The following is a 14,643-nucleotide window of genomic DNA, read 5'->3' on the forward strand; positions in this document are numbered from 1 at the left end:
GAGGACTACTCCTCGGTCCGGCCGTAGAAGACGCGCTCGACGACGGCGCGGCAGCGGCGGGTGGTGCGCAGGTACAGCTCCTCGAACTCCCGTGAGCTGCCGGGTTCGAAGCCGAACATGCGCGCCACCCCGTCGAGGTCACGGGCCTGGGTGGGCAGGGAGTCCCCGGACTTGCCGCGCCACAGGGCCACGGCGTTGCGGGCCCGGGAGGCCAGGTCCCACGCCGTGAGCAGCGTCTGCGCGTCCTCCTCGGCGAGCAGGCCAGCGCTGGCCGCCGCCCGCAGCACGCTGGGGGTGGACAGCGACCGCAGGCCCTCGTGCTCGGCGGCGTGCTGCAGCTGCAGCAGCTGCGCCGTCCACTCCACGTCGGAGATCGCCCCGCGACCGAGCTTGAGGTGACGGGCCGGGTCGGCCCCGCGCGGCAGCCGTTCAGCCTCCACCCGGGCCTTGATGCGTCGCACCTCGCGCAGGTCCGCCTCCGCCAGACCCCCTGCAGGCCAGCGCAACGGGTCCACGAGGGCCAGGAACCGCTCCCCGAGGTCGGCATCCCCGGCGACGGGCCGGGCCCGCAGCAGCGCCTGCGCCTCCCACGACAGCGACCACCGCTCGTAGTACGCGCGGTAGCTGGCCAGCGACCGCACGAGCGGACCGTTGCGACCCTCCGGGCGCAGGTCCGCGTCGACCTCGAGCGCCGGTTCGGGACCGGCCGCCCCGAGCTGGCGGCGCAGCTCCCCCACGACCTCCGTCGCGGCCTGCTGGGCGTGGGTCTCGTCGGCGCCGGGCAGCGGGTCGTGGACGAACAGCACGTCGGCGTCGCTGCCGTACCCCGTCTCCCCCGCCCCGAGCCGGCCCATGCCGACGACGAGGACCCGCGTGGGCAGCGGCGCCCCCGTGCGGCGTTCGACGTCGGCCACGACGCGGCGCAGGACGACGTCGAGGACGGCCTGGTCGGCGTCGGCGAGGGCCCGCCCCACCCCGGCGAGGTCGCGGACCCCCACGAGGTCGGCGACGACGGTGCGGAACTGCTCGCGCCGGCGCACCCCCCGGGCGGCCAGGACCGCGGCGGCGAGGTCGTCACGGCGTGCCGCGGCCGCCTCGGCGTCGGCGATGACCTCGTCGACGTCCTCGGGGGCCAGGCGTTCGTCGTCGGCGAAGACGGACACGGCCTCGGGTGAGCGCAGCAGCAGTTCCGTCGGCATCCGCGCCGCGGACAGGACGGAAGCCAGCCGTTCCGCCGCGGCCCCCGCGTCGCGCAGCATCGTCAGGTACCACTGGGTGCCCGCGAGCGCCTCGGACACCTGCCGGAAGGCGAGCAGGCCGGCGTCGGGGTCCGCGCCGTCGGCGAACCAGCCGAGCATGACGGGCAGCAGCGTGCGCTGGATGCTCGCGCGGCGGCTGACACCTCCCGTGAGCGCCTCGAGGTGGCGCAGGGCGCCGGCGGGGTCACGGTAGCCCAGTGCGGCCAGCCGTTCGCGTGCGGCCTCGGCCGACAACGCGGCGTCGATGCGGGCGTCCGCGGCGGGCAGCTTGGCGACGGCGGTCAGCAGCGGTCGGTAGAACAACTTCTCGTGCAGGCGGCGCACGTCGCGCCGGGTGCCGCGCCAGACCTCGTCGAGCGCCGCGACGGGGTCCTTGCGCAGACCCAGTGAGCGGCCGAGGCGACGCAGGTCGTTCTCCGACGTCGGCAGCACGTGGGTGCGGCGCATGCGGTGCACCTGGATGCGGTGCTCCAGGGACCGCAGCAGCCGGTAGTCGCGGTCGAGCTCCCCCGCGTCGCTGCGCCCGACGTACCCGTAGGCGGCGAGCGCCTCCAGCGCCTCGAGCGTGTTGGCGGTGCGCCGCAACCGTTCGTCGCTGCGGCCGTGGACCATCTGCAGCAGCTGGATGCTGAACTCGACGTCGCGCAGGCCGCCGACGCCGAGCTTGAGCTGGCGGTCGGCCTCCTTGGAGGGGATGAGGGACTCCACGCGCCGGCGCATGGCCTGGACCTCGGCGACGAACCCCTCCCGGGCGCTCGCCTCCCACACCATGGGCGCGATGGACGTCAGGTAGTCCCAGCCGAGCTGGGGGTCCCCCGCGACGGGGCGGGCCTTGAGCAGGGCCTGGAACTCCCACGTCTTGGCCCAGCGGCGGTAGTACTGCAGGTGGCTGTCGAGGGTCCGCACGAGCGGGCCGGACTTGCCCTCCGGGCGCAGCGCCGCGTCGACCTCCCAGAGGGAGCCCTCGCCGGTCGGGGCCGAGCAGATGCGCTGCAGTGCAGCGGCGAGCTTGGTCCCCACGGCCAGTGCGTCGTCCTCGGCGGCCCCCCGGCCGGGTTCGGCGACGTAGACGACGTCGACGTCGGAGAGGTAGTTCAGCTCGCGGCCGCCGGTCTTGCCCATGCCGATGACGGCGAGCCGGCACGCCCGCCACGACCCCGGACCCGTCGCCGGGTCGTGGTCGGGAAGTTCCGACCGCGCGATCGCCAGGGCCGCCTCGAGCGCGGCGGCGGCGAGGTCGGCGAGTTCGGCGGAGGTGAGGTGCAGGACGGCGAGGGGGTCGGCGGCGGCGAGGTCGCGACCGGCGAGGCCGACGAGGCGGCGGCGGTAGGCGACCCGCAGCGCGTCATCGGGCGAGCGCCCGGACCGGCCCTGCGTCGCGACGGGGTCGGGCGCGTCGGGGTCGGCGCCGACGGCGACGAGGAGTTCGGCGCGCAGCTCGGCCGGGTCCGGCGGGACGGCGGAGGCGAGGACGGTCCAGTGCCGCGGGTGGCGCACGAGGTGGTCGGCGAGCGCCATCGACCCGCCGAGGACGCCGAGCAGCCGCGCGAGGGTGCCGACGACCTCCGCGACGTCCCCGCCGCGCAGCAGGTTCAGCGCGGCCGCGACGCCCTCCACGTCGCCGGGCGAGGACTCGCGGTCCAGCCCGGCGGTGAGGGACTCGGCCCAGCGGACGAGGCCGAGCAGCGCCTGGTCGGGGTCGGCCGTCCGGCCCAGGGCCCGCACGAGCGCTGCCGTGCCGTCGGTCAGCTCCGCGTCGCCCTCGGCGCGCACGACCCCGTGCAGGGCGGGGTCGCGCAGGAGCCGCAGCGAGCGGTCCGGGTCGGCGAACCCGGCCCGGACCAGCTGGGCGGTCGCGCTCGCGCGGCGCCCCTGGGTGCTCACGGCCACCACGACCTCCTGCTCGTCGACCCCCTGCGCGTTCCCGCTGCGGTCACAGCAGCGGCAGGTACCGCTGGAGCTCGAACGGCGTCACCTGGGCGCGGTAGTCCGCCCACTCCTGGCGCTTGTTGCGCAGGAAGTAGTCGAAGACGCCCTCGCCGAGGGTCTCGGCGACGAGTTCGGACTTCTCCATGACGGCGATGGCGTGCTCCAGGCTCTGGGGCAGCGGTTCGATGCCCATCGAGCGGCGCTCGGAGTCGGTGAGCGACCAGACGTCGTCCTCGGCGCCGTCGGGCAGGTCGTAGCCCTCCTCGATGCCCTTCAGGCCCGCCGACAGCAGCAGCGCGAACGCCAGGTACGGGTTCGCCGCGGAGTCCAGCGCCCGGTACTCGATGCGCACCGACTGCCCCTTGGACGGCTTGTACATGGGGACGCGGACGAGCGCGGAGCGGTTGTTGTGGCCCCAGCAGATGTAGCTGGGCGCCTCGCCGCCGGCCCACAACCGCTTGTAGGAGTTGACGAACTGGTTCGTGACGGCGGTGATCTCCGCGGCGTGCCGCAGCACCCCGGCGATGAACTGCCGGCCGGTGCGGGAGAGCTGGTACTCCGCCCCCGCCTCGTAGAACGCGTTGGCGTCGCCGTCGAAGAGGGACAGGTGCGTGTGCATGCCCGAACCCGGCTCCCCCGCCAGGGGTTTGGGCATGAAGCTGGCGTAGACGCCCTGGTCGCGCGCGACCTCCTTGAGGACCGTGCGGAACGTCATGATGTTGTCCGCGGTCGTCAGTGCGTCGGCGTAGCGCAGGTCGATCTCGTTCTGGCCCGGTCCGCCCTCGTGGTGGCTGAACTCCACCGAGATGCCCATGCTCTCCAGGGTGGAGATGGCCGTGCGGCGGAAGTCCGTCGTCGTGCTGCCGGGGTGGTTGTCGAAGTAACCGACGTAGTCGACCGGTTCGGGTGTCGCGCCCCGCTCCAGCGGCCCCTTGAAGAGGTAGAACTCGATCTCGGGGTGCGTGTAGAACGTGTAGCCCGCCTGCGCGGCCTTGTCGAGCGCGCGCTTGAGGACGAACCGCGGGTCCGACCGCGCCGGCTGCCCGTCCGGGGTGAGGATGTCGCAGAAGATGCGCGCCGTGCCCTGGTGCTCGTCGGTGTTGCGCCACGGCAGGACCTGGAACGTCGACGGCTCCGGCTTCAGCAGCATGTCCGACTCCGACACGCGGGACAGGCCTTCGATGGCCGACCCGTCGAAGCCGATGCCCTCCCCGAAGGCGCCCTCGAGCTCCGCCGGCGCGATCGCCACGGACTTCAACGTCCCGATGACGTCGGTGAACCAGAGCCGGACGAAGCGGATGTCCCGCTCCTCCAGCGTCCGCAGCACGAACTCCTGCTGGCGGTCCATGTCCACCCTTCCCGTCGTCCCTCCGCCGGGCGCCGGCGGCCGTCCCGGTCATCATCGCGCATCACCGCCCCCACCTCCCCGCACCCCCGCCGCCCCGCCGCGCCCGGTCCCACGCCCGGTCCCACGCCCGGTCCCATGCCCGGTCCCACGCGGGAACAGCCGTGGGACCGGCGAGCCGGTCGCTGGAGCGACCTCGGCGCCGTTCCCACGCCCGGTCCCATGAGCGCAGGCACCGCAGGACGGGCTGCGGTGGGGCCGTCACGTCGGTCGACGCGTCCACGTCACCCCCGACGGCGGGACGACACCCTCCCTGGCGAGGTACGCACGCTCGACGGATCTCAGGACGCGTCGCCCCTCCGTCCGGATGGTGTGGGGCGAGAAGGCCAGCACGGGGATGCCGGCCTCGCCGAGGGCTGTGTCGGCCCGCAGGGTCCGCTCCCAGTCGTCCTCGAAGAGGTGGTGCTTGCGGGAGTGGACCTGCACCGCGAGGACGGCGCGGACGAAGAGGGCGTCCGGGCTGGGCAGCGCCGATCCATCCGGCGCGGTGAGCACGGGGTTGACGAGCGGCGTGGGAAGCACGCGGCTCGTCGCGAAGAGGTCGGCGAGCTCGCTCTCCGGCAACGACCACGCCCCTCCTGCCACCTCGTCGACGGCCGCCCGGACACCGGCCGACCCGCGGATGGCACCGGCCTCCACCTCCTCGACCAGCTGCTCGAGGCGGACGATCCGACGTTGTACCGCCTCGAACACCAACGCCCGCACGTCGTCACCCCGCAGGAGCCGTGCCGCGTCGACCACCGCTCGTGCCGGCGACGTGAGGGTGAGAGCGCCCCGGAACCACGGCCGGGTCTCCATCCGCCGGGTCCGTCGAACAGCGACTCCGGGGGCGTTCCTGGCGGCACAGCGCCACGGCACCAGGAAGCGTCGGACGCCGTCGTCCGGCGCCGAGGTCAGGCCGAACCACCGGGCCGCCGACAACGAGGCGAGGTGTGCGTCCGGACCGGCGAACAGCTGCGCCGCGAGCAGCTGCTGCGCCGGGTCGAGACGCCCCGTGGTGAGGCTGAAGACGTTCCGGTGGACCAGCCGCCAATCGCGTTGGACGGCCCACCGAGTCTGACCACTGGTGACACCCGCGTCGTACAACTGCTGGCGGGTGACGAGTCCCTGCTGGTCGTGCGCGGCGTGGCGGACGGTGTCGGGGAGGGTGAGCACGGCGCCAGCGTCGACCGGATCCCAGGTCGTCCAGGCGCTCGCCGCGCGTCCCTGTGGACAGCCGAGGCTCGTGCGCGTCTGTGGAGCCCGGGTCGACACCCGTGGCCCCGGCCCGCACGAGTGTCGGACCGGCCGTGGGTGCGGCAACGGGACCGGGCGTGGGGCCGGGCGTGGGGCCGGGCGTGGGGCCGGGCGTGGGGCCGGGCGTGGGACCGGGGTGGGGCCCCGCACCGCCCCGGGCCCCCTGCCGGCCGCTCACTACGCTGACCCCATGCCCCAGCTGCGCGTGGCCATGGCCCAGATCGACACGACCGTCGGCGACCTCGACGGGAACGTGGCGGCGATCCGCGAGTGGACGGCGCGGGCGGCGGCGGACGAGGCGCACCTGGTGCTCTTCCCCGAGACGGCGGTGACGGGGTACCCGGTGGAGGACCTGGCGCTGCGGCGCTCGTTCGTGGCGGCCTCGCGGCAGGCGGTGGGGCGGCTGGCGGCGGAGATCGCGGACGACGGGAACGGCGACGTCGCCGTGGTCGTGGGCTACGTCGACCAGCACGAGGGGCGGGGGCGACCGCAGAACTGCGCGGCGGTCCTGCACGGCGGGCGCGTCGTCGGGCGGTACGCCAAGCACCACCTGCCGAACTACGGCGTCTTCGACGAGTACCGCATCTTCACCCCGGGCGACGACCTGCTGGTGGCGCGCGTGCGCGGGGTGGACGTGGCCATCGCGATCTGCGAGGACCTGTGGCAGGACGGCGGGCCGGTGCAGACGGCCGACGAGGCCGGGGCCGGGTTGCTCGCCGTCATCAACGGCTCCCCCTACGAGCGCAACAAGGACGACGTCCGCCTCGAACTCGTCGCGCGCCGCGCCGCGGAGGCCGGGTGCCCCATCGCCTACGTCAACGCCGTCGGCGGGCAGGACGAACTCGTCTTCGACGGCGACTCCCTCGTCGTCGGCCAGGACGGGACGGTCCTCTCGCGCGGGCCGCAGTTCCGCGAGGCCCTCGTCGTCACCGACCTCGACCTACCCGCGGCGCGCACCCCCGGCTGGGAGGAGGGCGTGCAGCGGATCACCGTCTCCGAGGAGCCCGTCCCGGCGTTCACCGCGCGGGCCAGCGAGGTCCACGAACCCCTGCCGGACGTCGCCGACGTCCACGCCGCGATCGTCCTGGGGTTGCGGGACTACGTGCGCAAGAACGGGTTCCGCTCCGTCGTCATCGCCGTCTCCGGCGGGATCGACTCCGCCCTCGTCGCGAGCCTGGCCTGCGACGCGATCGGCCCCGAGAACGTCGTCGGCATCTCGCTGCCCTCGGGCTACTCCAGCCAGCACTCCAAGGACGACGCCGAGGAGCTCGCGACGCGCTGCGGTTTCGAGTACCGGCAGTACGCGATCGCCCCGATGGTCGACGCGTTCCTCGCGACGGTGCCGCTGCGCGGTGTCGCGGAGGAGAACCTGCAGGCCCGCGTGCGCGGGACGACGCTCATGGGCCTGGCGAACCAGGAGGGCCACCTCACCCTGGCGACGAGCAACAAGAGCGAGCTCGCCGTCGGGTACTCGACGTTGTACGGCGACTCGGTCGGCGGGTACGCCCCGCTGAAGGACGTCCCCAAGACCCTCGTGTGGGACCTGTCCCGCTGGCGCAACGCCGAGGCCGTGCGCCGCGGGGAACAGCCGCCGATCCCCGAGAACACCATCAGCAAACCGCCGTCGGCGGAGTTGCGCCCGGACCAGACCGACCAGGACTCCCTGCCCCCGTACGAAGTCCTCGACGCGATCCTCGAGGACTACGTCGAAGGCGACCGGGGCCGCGCCGAGATGCTGGAGGCGGGTTTCGACGGCACGCTCGTCGACTCCGTCCTGACCCTCGTCGACCGCGCGGAGTGGAAGCGCCGGCAGTTCGCGCCGGGCCCGAAGATCTCCTTCAAGGCGTTCGGCCGCGACCGCCGGTTGCCCATCACGAACCGGTGGCGCGAACCGCAGGCGTCGGACTCCCTGGCCCCGCCCGTCGACGTGAAGACCGACTCCCCCGTCACGGAGGGCTGACGTGGCGTACGCGACCGAGGAGCCCACGCCCGCGAACCGGCGGCGCACCCGCGTCCACCACCTGCAGCAGTGGAAGGACGCGGGCGAGCGGTGGGCGATGCTCACGAGCTACGACGCCATGACGGCCGCCGTGTTCGACGAGGCGGGGATCCCCGCGCTGCTGGTCGGGGACTCCGCCGCGAACACCGTCTTCGGCATGCCGACGACGGTGCCCGTCACCCTCGACCACATGGTGCCGCTGGTCCGCGCCGTCGTCGCCGGCGCACCGCACGCCCTCGTCGTCGCCGACCTCGTGTTCGGGTCCTACGAGGCCTCCGACGAACAGGCCGTGCACTCCGCGGTCCGGCTCATGAAGGAGGGCGGCGCGCACGCCGTGAAGCTCGAGGGCGGGGTCGCGCGCGCCTCCCGCATCCGGGCCGTGGTCGCCGCCGGCATCCCCGTCATGGGGCACGTGGGGTTCACCCCGCAGGCCGAGCACGCCCTCGGCGGGTACCGCGTGCAGGGCCGCGGAGATGCTGCGGCGCAGGTGGTCGCGGACGCGAAGGCCGTCGCCGAGGCGGGCGCGTTCTCGGTCGTCCTGGAGATGGTCCCGGCCGACGTCGCCCGGCAGGTGACGTCGACGCTCGCGATCCCCACCGTCGGGATCGGGGCGGGCGCCGACTGCGACGCGCAGGTGCTCGTGTGGCAGGACTTCGCGGGTCTGAGCGAGCGCACGGGCCGGTTCGTCAAGAAGTTCGCCGACGTCCGCTCGACGCTCGCCGACGCGGCGCGGACGTACGCCTCCGAGGTCCGCGACGGTTCCTTCCCGGGGGACGAGCACTCGTTCTGACGGCCTCAGGCCCGGCCCGGGGACAGCGCGAGCGCGTCGGCGCGCACCTCGTCCAGCGCCCGGCGCAACGCCCCCAGGACGACGACGTCCCGCCCGAGCGTCGAGGCCACGACGGGCGGCCGGGGCGGGTCGAGGAACCGGGGCAGCCCGGCGTTGACCCGCTCGACGAACCCGGTGGCCGAGGCCACCCCGCCGGCCACCACGACCCGGTCGGGGTCGAAGAGGCTGACGAGGGTGACGACGACGCGCGTGAGCCGCTCGGCGGCGGTGTCCAGCAGCGCACCCGCGAGTTCCTCCCCCGCGTCGGCGGCCGCGACGACGTCCTCGGCCGCGCCCGTCCCGCCCGCGGCGCGCCGCAGGTCGCGCAGCACCTTCCCCAGACCGTCGGAGGACCCGACGCCCTCGACGAGGTCGAGGTAGCGCATCTCCCCGACCCCACCGCGCGCGCCCCGCAGCAACCGGCCGTCCTCGACGACGCCGGCGCCGATCCGCTCCCCGGCGAGCAGCGTCACCTGGTGGCGGACGCCGGTGCCGCTGCCCTGCCAGCTCTCGGCGAGCGCGGCGAGGTTCGCGTCGTTGTCGGCGAGGACCCGCCACCCGTGGCGGCGGGCCAGCGCACCGGCCAGGTCGGGGTTCGCGAACTCCCAGTACGGGTTCCCGCTGAACTCGGTGGTGCCCGACGGGCCGACGGGGGCCGGCACGCCCACCGCGACCGCCAGGACCCCGGGACCACGGGCGCTCCCCGTGGCCTCCTGCACCGCGGCCTCCACCGTCCGCACGACGGCCTCCACACGGTCGGCGACGGGGGTGCGGTCCGGGTCGTGGTCGACGCGGACGGCCACGTCGGCGAGAGCCTGTCCCCGCAGGTCGGCGACGCGGGCGGAGATCCGGTGCTGACCGGCGTCGACCCCGACGACGACGCCGGCGAGCGCGTCGAAGGCGTAGCGGCGCGCCGGCCGCCCCTTCACGTACCCCTCGGCGGACCGCCCGTTCGCCAGCTCCCGCAGCCAGCCACGGTCGATGAGCTCGTCGCAGACGTCGTGCACCGTCGCCCGCGACAGACCCGTGGCCGCCATGAGGTCCGAGCCCGTCACACCGCCGGAACCGTCCCCCGCCGTGCCGGGCAGGTCCCAGACGTGGTGCAGGACGGCGAGGGCGTTGTCGTCCCGCAGCCGCCGCGTCACCGAGGCCTCGCGCGTCACCGCCCCGTCCCGTGTCACCCCTTGACCCTCCCACCGCTCTCACACACACTTGATTCAGGGCCTGAATCTAGACCCTCCACCCACGATCACCGGAGATCCCGTTGACCCAGCCCCCCGACCGCCTGGACCGCGACTGGTGGCGCCAGGCCGTCGTCTACCAGGTCTACCCGCGCAGCTTCGCCGACTCGAACGGTGACGGGATCGGCGACCTGCCCGGCATCACCTCGCGCGTGCCGCACCTCGCGGCCCTCGGCGTCGACGCCGTCTGGCTCAGCCCCTTCTACCCCTCGGCCCTGGCCGACGGCGGGTACGACGTCGACGACCACCGCGACGTCGACCCCAAGATCGGGACCCTCGAGCAGTTCGACGAGATGGTCGCCGCCCTGCACGCCGCGGGCATCAAGCTCGTCGTCGACATCGTCCCCAACCACTCCTCGAACCGGCACGTGTGGTTCCAGCAGGCGCTCGCCGCGGGGCCCGGGTCCCCCGAGCGGGAGCGCTACGTGTTCCGGCACGGCCGTGGCGAGCACGGCGAACTGCCGCCCTCGGACTGGACGGCGATGTTCGGCGGGTCGACGTGGGAACCCGTCGGCGACGGCGAGTGGTACCTGCACCTGTTCGCCCCCGAGCAGCCGGACTGGAACTGGAACCACCCCGACGTGCGCGAGGACCACCTGCGCACCCTGCGGTTCTGGGCCGACCGCGGGGTCGACGGGTTCCGCATCGACGTCGCGAACTCCCTGGCGAAGGACCTCTCCGAACCCCTGCCGACCCAGGCCGAACTCGCCGACCTCGTCGACGGGGCCCACCGCTTCTTCGACCGCGACGAGGTGCACGACGTCTACGTCGAGTGGCGCAAGCTGTTCGACGAGTACGACCCGCCGCGCACGGCCGTCGCCGAGGCCTGGGTGCCCGCCCACCGTCGCGCCCGCTACGCCTCCCCCGAGGGGCTGGGCCAGGCGTTCAACTTCGACCTGCTGCAGGCGGACTTCGACGCCACCGCGTTCCGGACGACCGTCACCGAGAACCTCGCGTTCGCCCGCGAGGCCGGCAGTTCCTCGACGTGGGTGCTGTCCAACCACGACGTCGTCCGGCACGCCAGCCGCTACGCGCTGCCGGCCGGTGCCGACCAGAACGCGTGGCTGCTCTCCGACGGCGAGGACCCCGAACCCGACACCGTCGGTGGGCTGCGCCGCGCGCGGGCCGCGACGACGTTCATCCTCGCCCTGCCCGGCAGCACGTACCTCTACCAGGGTGAGGAACTCGGGCTGGCCGAGGTCGCGGACATCCCCGCGGCCGACCTGCAGGACCCGACGTGGCTGCGCTCCGGCGGGGAGCAGAAGGGCCGCGACGGCTGCCGCGTCCCGGTGCCGTGGACGGCGGCGGGACCGTCGTACGGTTTCGGCCCCGGCGGCGCGCACCTGCCGCAGCCGTCGTGGTTCGCCGACGTCGCGGCGGACCGGCAGGACGGTGTCGAGGGCTCTACGCTCGAGCTGTACCCGCAGGCTCTCGCCACCCGGCGCCGCCTGCAGGGCGCCGAGGACCTGGAGTGGCTCGAGACCCCCGCCCACGTCGTGGCCTTCACCCGTCCCGGCGGCTGGACGTGCCTGACGAACTTCGGCGACGAGCCGGTCGACCTGCCCGCGGGCCGGGTCGTGCTGGCCAGCGGTGAGCTCACCGACGGCCGGGTTCCGGCGGACACGACGGTCTGGGTCGAGGCGACCGCCTGAGCCCAGGCGCTGTCAGCCCTCGCGGCGGGACAGCACCCACGCGGCCGCCGCGCAAGGACCAGCGCGGCGGCCGGGCGGCATCACGAACCTCCGACGCGGTGGGGCTCCGCTCCCCGCCGGGTCAGGAACCACGCGGCCACCAGCGCAGTCCCCCCGAGGACGGCGGGAACAGCTGCGTCGCTGAACGGGGTGCCGAGGCTCACGATGGTCGCGACCATCGTGCCCGGCTCCGGTTCCCGTGGAGCCGACAGCTGGGTCTGGAGGGGTGTGAGCGGCGCGCAGGTGACGACGAGGACGACCGCCGCAGCGGCGAGGCCCACGAGGCCCGACACCCCGGCCACGACTGCGGAAGCACCCCGTGCCGGCCCGGTGACCCGCCACGGGCCGGGGGCCCAGCGGCAGGCGGCGAGCAGGACGCATCCGAGGGTCGCCGCGGCGAGCGCCCAGTCCCAGCCGACGGCGTACGTCAGCCAGCCCAGCCGGTCCACCAGGACAGGACCGGCGGTGATCGCCCCGGGCTCCGGACCCGAGCCGTAGGTGGCGTCGAGGTCACCCCGCAGGACTCGGGCTGCGGCGACGAGGACGACCCCGACGGGGGCGGCCGTCGCGACGAGGAGCGCCCAGGGCAGGGGCCTCACGACGCCCTCGTCCGGCCGAGCAGGGCCACCCCGGCCAGGGCGGCGAAGACCGTGACGGCCAGGAGGGGACCGATCGTCGGGGCGTCCTGGACCGCCGAGGAGGGGTCCAGACCCAGTCCGGCCCCGAACCCGGAGCGTGCCCCGACGGCGGTCCCGACAGCGGCGACGGCGGCCAGCGCCACGACGGCGGCGGCGACGACCGCACCGAGGACACGCAGCACCGCCGGCACCCGTCGTCCCGCGACCACGAGCACGGCGAGGACCGCGAGCCCGAACACCGAGGTCAGCAGGGCGGGTGACCACGCCGTCGTCGTCACCGCCTGGGCCAGCCGTTCCGTCCGCCCCGGCGGCGTGAACCCGGGGAGGTCGAAGTCCTCGTAGGTCTCGGTGAACACCGGGACGAGGTCGACGACGAGCAGGACGACCGGCAGGGCTGCCCCGATCAGGGCGCCGGTGGCCAGGAGCGTCGCGGATCGGTGGGGAGGGACGGGAGGGGCGGACGGTTCGGGCACAGGACCATCGTGGCGTCCGGTGATCTTCCCGGGTGCCGGTTCGCCGGTACCGTCCTCCGGTGAGCCCAGCGCCCGTCACTCCGCCCGTCACTCCCGGTCCCGGATCCGACCTCCCCACGGCCGGTGACCGCGACTGGGTGCACGCCGCCGTCCGCATCGTCGAGGCGGACGCCAACCGCAGCGCCGACACCCACCTGCGGGTCCTCGACCTGCCCGCGGACTGGGGCGTCCGACTGTACCTCAAGGACGAGTCGACGCACCCCACCGGGTCCCTCAAGCACCGGCTGGCGCGCTCGTTGTTCCTCTTCGGCCTCAGCAACGGCGACATCGGCCCGGGCACGACCCTCGTCGAGGCCTCGAGTGGGTCGACCGCGGTGTCGGAGGCGTACTTCGCGCGGTTGCTCGGCCTGGAGTTCGTCGCCGTCGTCCCGGCCACGACGTCGACGGCGAAGCTCGACCTCATCCGCCGCGAGGGCGGGCGGCTGCACCTCGTGGAGGACCCGGGTCACGTCTACGCCGCTGCCGAGGAGCTCGGGGCGCAGCCGGGGTTCTTCTACCTCGACCAGTTCGCGATGGCCTCGACCGTGACGGACTGGCGGGGCAACAACAACATCGCCTGCTCGATCTTCGAGCAGCTCGCCCTCGAACCGCACCCCGTCCCGGAGTGGATCGTCGTCGGGGCCGGCACGGGCGGGACGAGCGCGACGATCGGGCGGTACTGCCGGTACGCCAAGCTCCCGACGAAGCTCGCCGTGGCCGACCCGGAGGGGTCGGCGTTCGCGCCGGCGTGGCGGACCGGCTCGCGGGCGGTGACGGCCCGCGGATCGCGCGTCGAGGGGATCGGCCGGCCCCGCGTGGAACCGTCCTTCGTCCCCTCCGTCATCGACGAGGTGGCCACCGTGCCGGACGACGAGTCCGTGGCCGCGATGCGGATGCTGTACGAGCGCAGCGGGATCCGCGCGGGCGCCTCGACGGGGACGAACCTGTGCCTCGCGCTGCGCCTGGTGCACCGGATGCGCGACGCGGGCCGCGCGGGCTCGGTCGTGACGCTCGTGTGCGACGACGGCGACCGCTACCTCGACACGTACTGGTCCGACGAGTGGCTGCTCGCCAAGGGGTTCGACCTCGACGCCGGCCGCCGTGCGGTGGAACCCTTGTTCCCGTGACCTCGACGGACGACGTGCGCCGCACCGAACTCGCCCTGCCGGACGGCCGGGTCCTGGGGATCCACGACACCGGTCCGCGGGGCGCGGACGTCGTGCTCTGGCACGGGGGCAGCCCGAACACGGGGGAACCACCGGGCCCGTGGCGCACCGACGGCGACCGTTGGATCGGCGTCGACCGCCCGGGCTACGGCCGCTCCACCCGCCTGCCCGGGCGCACGGTCGCGGACGTCGCGGCCGACGTGCGCGCCGTCCTGGACCACCTCGGGATCGCCACCTGCCGCACGGTCGGGCACTCCGGCGGCGCCTCGCACGCCCTGGCCTGCGGCGCCCTGCTCCCCGACCGGATCCAGCAGGCCCTGTGCCTGTCCGGGCTCAGCCCCGGGGAACCGCTGGAGACCCCGGACACCGGGGACGAGGTCCCCTTCACCGCCGAGGACTGGGCCGCCCTCGCCGGACCCTGGCACTGGTTCGAGACGGTCGTCGCCGAGGCGTCCGGGTCGCCCGGGTTCGACGACGACGAACGCGCCCACGCCGGGGACTGGGGTTTCGACCCCTCCACGGTGGCGGTCCCGGTGCGGATCGTCCACGGCGAGGCCGACCGCATGGTGCCGGTCGGGCACGCCCACCGGCTCGCCCGCCTCGTCCCGGCCGCCGAGCTCGTGACCGTCCCCGGTGCGGGCCACCTGTCCGTCCTGGAGCACCTCGACGCCCGTGGAGGTCTGACGCGCACCCCCGGGTGATCCGGCGCAGGCGGCCGGTGCGGACCCCGCCCCCACC

Annotated in this window: 11 protein-coding genes; 5 read left to right on the top strand and 6 right to left on the bottom strand. The window is 74.5% G+C overall.

From position 1 onward, the window contains the following. Positions 1 to 5 precede the first annotated feature (5 nt). The 3 genes from AB0637_RS10495 to AB0637_RS10505 all read right to left on the bottom strand — a co-directional run bounded on the left by AB0637_RS10495 (position 6) and on the right by AB0637_RS10505 (position 5,748). Complete coding sequence (locus tag AB0637_RS10495; RefSeq protein WP_366171994.1) at positions 6 to 3,143, bottom strand: bifunctional [glutamine synthetase] adenylyltransferase/[glutamine synthetase]-adenylyl-L-tyrosine phosphorylase; 3,138 nt, start codon at positions 3,141 to 3,143, stop codon at positions 6 to 8. A gap of 49 nt (positions 3,144 to 3,192) precedes the next feature. Beyond that, complete coding sequence (locus AB0637_RS10500) at positions 3,193 to 4,536, bottom strand: glutamine synthetase family protein (RefSeq protein WP_366171995.1); 1,344 nt, start codon at positions 4,534 to 4,536, stop codon at positions 3,193 to 3,195. A gap of 258 nt (positions 4,537 to 4,794) precedes the next feature. Then, a complete protein-coding gene (locus AB0637_RS10505) occupies positions 4,795 to 5,748 on the bottom strand; it encodes a hypothetical protein (protein ID WP_366171996.1) in 954 nt (317 codons plus the stop codon). A gap of 271 nt (positions 5,749 to 6,019) precedes the next feature. On the opposite strand from AB0637_RS10505, the gene AB0637_RS10510 reads away from it, so the two are divergent. Both AB0637_RS10510 and panB read left to right on the top strand, forming a co-directional pair. Beyond that, a complete protein-coding gene (locus AB0637_RS10510) occupies positions 6,020 to 7,789 on the top strand; it encodes an NAD+ synthase (protein WP_366171997.1) in 1,770 nt (589 codons plus the stop codon). A gap of 1 nt (position 7,790) precedes the next feature. Further along, positions 7,791 to 8,618, top strand: a complete 828-nt coding sequence (gene panB / locus AB0637_RS10515) for a 3-methyl-2-oxobutanoate hydroxymethyltransferase (protein WP_366171998.1) — start codon at positions 7,791 to 7,793, stop codon at positions 8,616 to 8,618. 5 nt (positions 8,619 to 8,623) lie between these two features. Here panB and AB0637_RS10520 read toward each other — a convergent pair whose 3' ends face one another. Then, positions 8,624 to 9,838 (bottom strand): ROK family protein, encoded by a 1,215-nt coding sequence (locus AB0637_RS10520; protein WP_366171999.1) that lies wholly within the window; start codon positions 9,836 to 9,838, stop codon positions 8,624 to 8,626. An 83-nt stretch (positions 9,839 to 9,921) separates the two neighbouring features. Here AB0637_RS10520 and AB0637_RS10525 point away from each other — a divergent pair, with 83 nt between their 5' ends. Beyond that, positions 9,922 to 11,550 (top strand): glycoside hydrolase family 13 protein, encoded by a 1,629-nt coding sequence (locus AB0637_RS10525; protein ID WP_366172000.1) that lies wholly within the window; start codon positions 9,922 to 9,924, stop codon positions 11,548 to 11,550. A gap of 80 nt (positions 11,551 to 11,630) precedes the next feature. On the opposite strand, the gene AB0637_RS10530 is transcribed toward AB0637_RS10525, so the two are convergent. Beyond that, entirely contained in the window at positions 11,631 to 12,188 is a 558-nt protein-coding gene (locus tag AB0637_RS10530) for a hypothetical protein (RefSeq protein WP_366172001.1), read from the bottom strand. Further along, positions 12,185 to 12,700, bottom strand: coding sequence for a hypothetical protein (locus tag AB0637_RS10535; RefSeq protein ID WP_366172002.1), 516 nt, complete (start codon positions 12,698 to 12,700; stop codon positions 12,185 to 12,187). Before AB0637_RS10535 ends, AB0637_RS10530 begins: the two co-directional genes overlap by 4 nt. 137 nt (positions 12,701 to 12,837) lie before the next feature. Between AB0637_RS10535 and AB0637_RS10540 the strand changes: the two genes are divergently transcribed. Together AB0637_RS10540 and AB0637_RS10545 are read left to right on the top strand one after the other, a co-directional pair. Then, a complete protein-coding gene (locus AB0637_RS10540) occupies positions 12,838 to 13,866 on the top strand; it encodes a PLP-dependent cysteine synthase family protein (RefSeq protein WP_366172161.1) in 1,029 nt (342 codons plus the stop codon). Beyond that, a complete protein-coding gene (locus AB0637_RS10545) occupies positions 13,863 to 14,606 on the top strand; it encodes an alpha/beta hydrolase (protein ID WP_366172004.1) in 744 nt (247 codons plus the stop codon). Before AB0637_RS10540 ends, AB0637_RS10545 begins: the two co-directional genes overlap by 4 nt. Positions 14,607 to 14,643: the final 37 nt, after the last annotated feature.

The sequence above is a fragment of the Kineococcus sp. NPDC059986 genome, assembly GCF_040702905.1.
In the GTDB taxonomy this organism is placed as follows: Bacteria; Actinomycetota; Actinomycetes; order Actinomycetales; family Kineococcaceae; genus Kineococcus.